At 60.6% G+C, this 4,813-nt stretch carries 6 protein-coding genes and 2 riboswitches; of the genes, 5 read left to right on the top strand and 1 reads right to left on the bottom strand.

Annotation, left to right across the window (positions count from 1 at the left end; translation table 11 throughout):
- A riboswitch (cobalamin riboswitch) is annotated at positions 1-126 on the bottom strand. This riboswitch is flagged as partial in the annotation.
- Between the two features lie 165 nt (positions 127-291).
- From A7D21_RS36020 to cobM, 5 genes are all read left to right on the top strand, one after another.
- Entirely contained in the window at positions 292-969 is a 678-nt protein-coding gene (locus A7D21_RS36020; protein WP_171902672.1) for a hypothetical protein, read from the top strand.
- Between the two features lie 86 nt (positions 970-1,055).
- Positions 1,056-1,269: riboswitch (cobalamin riboswitch) on the top strand.
- A gap of 95 nt (positions 1,270-1,364) precedes the next feature.
- Positions 1,365-1,553 (top strand): CbtB-domain containing protein, encoded by a 189-nt coding sequence (locus tag A7D21_RS33675; protein ID WP_053256494.1) that lies wholly within the window; start codon positions 1,365-1,367, stop codon positions 1,551-1,553.
- Between the two features lie 11 nt (positions 1,554-1,564).
- Positions 1,565-2,266, top strand: coding sequence for a CbtA family protein (locus tag A7D21_RS33670; RefSeq protein WP_053256495.1), 702 nt, complete (start codon positions 1,565-1,567; stop codon positions 2,264-2,266).
- Positions 2,263-2,655, top strand: a complete 393-nt coding sequence (locus A7D21_RS33665) for a cobalamin biosynthesis protein (protein ID WP_053256496.1) — start codon at positions 2,263-2,265, stop codon at positions 2,653-2,655. The genes A7D21_RS33670 and A7D21_RS33665 overlap by 4 nt, the downstream gene beginning before the upstream one ends.
- A gap of 70 nt (positions 2,656-2,725) precedes the next feature.
- On the top strand, positions 2,726-3,472 hold the full coding sequence (cobM, locus tag A7D21_RS33660; RefSeq protein ID WP_069553825.1) for a precorrin-4 C(11)-methyltransferase: 747 nt from the start codon (positions 2,726-2,728) through the stop codon (positions 3,470-3,472).
- A 171-nt stretch (positions 3,473-3,643) separates the two neighbouring features.
- Here cobM and nfuA read toward each other — a convergent pair whose 3' ends face one another.
- A complete protein-coding gene (gene nfuA / locus A7D21_RS33655) occupies positions 3,644-4,228 on the bottom strand; it encodes a Fe-S biogenesis protein NfuA (protein WP_027606479.1) in 585 nt (194 codons plus the stop codon).
- Positions 4,229-4,813: the final 585 nt, after the last annotated feature.

The following is a 4,813-nucleotide window of genomic DNA, read 5'->3' as shown; positions in this document are numbered from 1 at the left end:
CCGCCGTATCGGCAGTGGCGTGGCAGTCAGATGAACCCTTCACAGTTGCGGGGGCAGCCGCGGCTTGAACCGCGTTCCCTTCTTAGCTTCGACCTGGGCCGAAGAACCTCGAAGGTGCAAGGCTACGCAGTGCGGGGAAGCGGGTCAACGTTGATTGATACACGGACCGGGGCGCTCGCCGTCGGCGGCTTGAAACAATTCCAGATCTTATTAACCGAACGCTCCGGGAACCGCCATAACCGCATTCGACACCTATGAGTGAACAGACCTCAACATAAAACGGAAATCACCATGACGCTCACGATTCCTCCCTATGTCAATTCACACTTGCCCGCAGCTCTCCTCCCTCAGCAAGCCGCGCCTACGACTGCACGTTGGACGGAGCCTGTTGACCAACTCCACCCCCGAGAACTGGCGCAAGCACTCCAAACCTATTTTGATGCCATGAGCGATCCGCGCTTTACCGAGACCATTACCAAAAAGTCCCTTCAGCGAGTGGCAGATGGACGACCGCTGAACGGGGTGCCGCCAACCCACACGCAGATCGAGATTGCCCAGGAAGTATTGAAGCGCAAAGACCTCTTCCAGCAGCTGGACTTTACCAGCGGCAAGGACGGTCAAATCAGCCGAGACGATCTCGCGACTGAGACCGGTGACTTCCAACGCCTGAGCGACCGTGCGCTGATCACCCTGGTGGGCAAACACTTCAACGAATTTGGCGGCGGCGACAAATACGTGAACTTCACCGAGTTGCGAGAAGCTTCCGGTGAACTGCCAAGCGCTAACACCTTCAGCCCGCAAGCGAGAGGGGTCGCTCAGGCCCTGCTCAAACGCAAAGAGTTGCTTGACCGCCTGGATATCGGCGTGGGCTTTTTGGGGTTCTCAGGAACACAAGATCAGCGCTTCGATCAGCGCAACGTTGAGTACACACGCACCCACAGCTCGCCGGAATTTCGCTACCCGGACTGATCGATCGGGCCAACCAGCGGGTGGCGGCTGGCGAATATCGAGAGCCGCCAAACCTCCATTTGACGCGTATCCCCCGCCCATGCTCTCCTACACCTCTTGTTTCGGGTGCCCTTCACAGGGTGAAACGGGAAACCGGTGACTCACGTCGACACGTGCGAAGTCCGGTGCTGCCCCCGCAACGGTAAGCGAGCGAAGCGTCACAGCCACTGTGCCCCTGGCATGGGAAGGCGATGCTTTCAGGACTCTGTTCACAGAGCCCCCTCGCAAGCCCGGAGACCGGCCCGAAAAATCAGATAACAAACCCGCGGTGGGCGGGCGCTGTTCAGAACCCTGCGTGCCTGGCTCGCGGGGTTTGCATGCGCTCGTTTCACCCTGACACCCAGAAGGGACGCGCCATGTCGATCATCAGCAGCACCTCGCACACCACCAGCAGCACCGCCACCCTGAGCCAACGCCTGAGTGCCGCCATCGGCGCGTCGATTCTGGGCGCGTGCCTGGTGTATTTCGCCGGCTTCTCGCATATCGAGGCGGTGCACAACGCGGCCCACGATACCCGCCACAGCGCCGCGTTCCCGTGCCACTGAGGCCTGCCGACATGATCAAGCGTATTGCCCAAACCGCAGGTTTCACCGGCCTGCTGGCCGCCCTGTTGCTGACCTTGCTGCAAAGTTTTTGGGTCGCCCCGCTGATTCTGCAGGCGGAAACCTTTGAAAATGCCCCGGTCGCCGAAGTGGCTCACGCACACGCCGCTGGCGCCGCAGCCCACACCCACGACGCCGAAGCCTGGGAGCCGGAAAATGGCTGGCAGCGTGTGCTGTCGACCACCGGCGGCAACCTGGTGGTAGCGGTCGGTTTCGCGCTGATGCTGGCCGGTCTCTACACCTTGCGCGCACCGACCCGCACGGCCCAAGGGTTGTTGTGGGGCTTGGCCGGTTACGCAACCTTTGTACTGGCCCCCACCCTGGGCCTGCCGCCGGAATTGCCGGGCACTGCTGCCGCCGACCTGGCGCAACGGCAGATCTGGTGGATCGGTACCGCGGCCTCTACCGCTGCGGGGATCGCGCTGCTGGTGTTTGGCCGCAACGGGCTGCTGAAAATACTGGGCGTGGCGATTCTGGCCGTGCCACATATCATCGGCGCGCCGCAGCCTGAAGTGCATTCGATGCTGGCACCCGAAGCCCTGGAAGCGCAGTTCAAGATCGCCTCGCAACTGACCAACGTCGCCTTCTGGCTGGCCTTGGGCTTGATCAGCGCGTGGCTGTTCCGCCGCAACCGCGACGGTCAATACGCGGCATGACACTGGTGGTCGGCCTGGGTTGCCAACGGGGCTGTGATGTTCACAGCCTGCTCAGCCTGTTTGACACCGCCCTCGCCGACGCCGGCATTGCGCGCCATCGCATCACGGCGTTGGCAAGCATTGATCGCAAACAGGCTGAACCGGGCTTGCTGGCCCTGGCCCGACTGCTGGAACTGCCCTTGCAGTGTTTTGGCGCAGAACACTTAACCGGTTATGAAGACCGTTTGAGCCACAAGTCAGCCGTCGCCTTTGCGCATACTGGCTGCTATGGCATCGCCGAAAGCGCCGCCCTGGCCCTGGTTGAACAGCTCTCCCAGCGCCCTGCCCGCCTGTTGATTACGCGCAAAAAATCCGCCCAGGCCACCTTTGCATTGGCATGCGCCGACTAAAATCCCGATAATTGCCCTCCTCGATCATGAGCAATCTTCATGCTCGCCCGTTTTTCAACAGGAATTCCCCATGACCGTCTACTTTATCGGCGCCGGCCCCGGCGACCCGGAATTGATCACCGTCAAAGGCCAGCGGCTGATCCGCAGTTGCCCGGTGATCATTTACGCCGGCTCGCTGGTGCCCGCCGCCGTATTGGAGGGCCATCAGGCGGAACAGGTGGTCAATAGCGCCGAATTGCACCTGGAACAAATCATCGAGTTGATCCAGGCGGCCCATGCAAAGGGCCAGGACGTGGCGCGTGTGCACTCCGGCGACCCGAGCCTGTATGGGGCGATTGGCGAACAAATCCGCCATTTGCGCGAGCGGGGCATTCCCTTCCAGATTATTCCCGGGGTCACCGCGGTGGCGGCCTGCGCGGCATTGCTGGAGGCGGAACTGACCCTGCCGGACATCGCCCAAAGCGTGATCCTGACCCGTTACGCCGACAAAACCAGCATGCCCGCCGGTGAGGCGTTCGACAGCCTGGCGCGTCATGGCACGACTATGGCGATTCACCTGGGGGTCAACCACCTGCACAAAATCGTCGCCGAACTGCTGCCGCACTACGGCGCGGACTGCCCGATTGCCGTGGTGCACCGCGCGACGTGGCCGGATCAGGATTGGGTTGTCGGCACACTGAGTGATATTGCCGAGCAGGTCGCCGCCAAGGGTTTCCGGCGTACGGCACTGATCGTGGTCGGACGGGTGCTGGCAAGCGACCGCTTCAGCGAGTCCTCACTGTACCGGGCGAGCCACGCGCACCTTTATCGCCCCTGAAGAATGCGGGGGTCAGCCCCTGCACCTCTAACTGAACGACCGCGTTCGCGAGCAAGCCTGCTCACACAGTTGATCTTATTTGTTAGAAAGACCGCGCAAGACACTGAATTTAAAGCATAAAAAAACGGCGCTCACGGGGCGCCGTTTTTTTGTTCGCAGTGAACGCCTTACTCAGTAGTAGGCGTTTTCTTTCTGCGTGTGGTCAGTCACATCGCGTACGCCCTTGAGCTCTGGAATGCGCTCGAGCAGCGTGCGCTCGATGCCTTCACGCAGGGTCACGTCGGCCTGGCCACAGCCTTGGCAGCCGCCGCCGAATTTCAACACGGCGATGCCATCGTCCACCACGTCGATCAAGCTGACCTGACCGCCGTGGCTTGCGAGCCCCGGGTTGATCTCGGTTTGCAGGTAGTAGTTGATGCGTTCGTTGACCGGGCTGTCGGCGTTGACATTCGGCACCTTGGCGTTGGGCGCCTTGATGGTCAACTGGCCGCCCATGCGGTCGGTGGCGTAGTCGACCACCGCGTCGTCGAGGAAGGCTTCACTGAAGTTATCGATATACGCGGTGAAGCTTTTGAGCCCCAGGGCGGTGTCTTCAGGTTTCTCTTCCCCAGGCTTGCAGTAGGCGATGCAAGTCTCGGCGTATTGAGTGCCGGGCTGGGTGATAAAGACGCGGATGCCGATGCCTGGGGTGTTCTGCTTGGACAGCAGATCAGCCAGGTAATCGTGCGCGGCGTCGGTAATGGTTATGGCAGTCATGGAAACTCCTCACAGGCTTGCCGCCAGTTTACGCCAAATTATTACCGAGGTACAAAGTCCTAGTGTTTTTGTCGGGATAGTTTTTTATGTGGGCGCCTCGGGAGGCGTACCTAGCCGTTGCTGCGGTCACGGCCGCTTAGGGCTCCGCCCTTACGGCCGGTCACTTGTGAAAAGAGCCCAACTGCACCCAAAAGGCACTTGCCCCACCACTCGGCACCGCGCCCAGGCTCGGTGTGCCAGAACAAAGGCTTTGGACCCTGAGCCCTCGCCATCGGGCGCCTGAGATCAAAATCAACAGCACAGCACGGCGGCCTGGCAGCCAACCTCAAGGGTTAGATCAAAAGCAAAGCTGAGGCAGCCTTACAGCCGAGCTGATAACGGAAGACAAAACTCGGTCAAATTGTGAATACGCGCTTGCTCGCGAAGGCAGCGCATCAGTGACAGATGAGCTGACTGAACCAACGCATTCGCGAGCAAGCCCGCTCCCACATTTGGATCTCATTTCATCCGGTAAAAGTGCTGTTGCTATGCTGTTGCTTCAACCACTCAGGTCGGCTGTCAGGCCGTCGTGCTCTGCTTTTGATC

The organism is Pseudomonas sp. AP19, assembly GCF_001728855.1.
GTDB lineage: Bacteria > Pseudomonadota > Gammaproteobacteria > Pseudomonadales > Pseudomonadaceae > Aquipseudomonas > Aquipseudomonas fluorescens.
Note: the sequence above shows the minus strand (reverse complement) of the source record. Positions and strands in the feature narration are given on the sequence as shown.

Excerpts from the sequence above, each read along its gene's own strand:
- A7D21_RS36020 (WP_171902672.1), top strand. The coding sequence starts at position 292 with ATGACGCTCACGATTCCTCCCTATGTCAATTCACACTTGCCCGCAGCT.
- A7D21_RS33675 (WP_053256494.1), top strand. The coding sequence starts at position 1,365 with ATGTCGATCATCAGCAGCACCTCGCACACCACCAGCAGCACCGCCACC.
- A7D21_RS33670 (WP_053256495.1), top strand. The coding sequence starts at position 1,565 with ATGATCAAGCGTATTGCCCAAACCGCAGGTTTCACCGGCCTGCTGGCC.
- A7D21_RS33665 (WP_053256496.1), top strand. The coding sequence starts at position 2,263 with ATGACACTGGTGGTCGGCCTGGGTTGCCAACGGGGCTGTGATGTTCAC.
- cobM (WP_069553825.1), top strand. The coding sequence starts at position 2,726 with ATGACCGTCTACTTTATCGGCGCCGGCCCCGGCGACCCGGAATTGATC.
- nfuA (WP_027606479.1), bottom strand. The coding sequence starts at position 4,228 with ATGACTGCCATAACCATTACCGACGCCGCGCACGATTACCTGGCTGAT.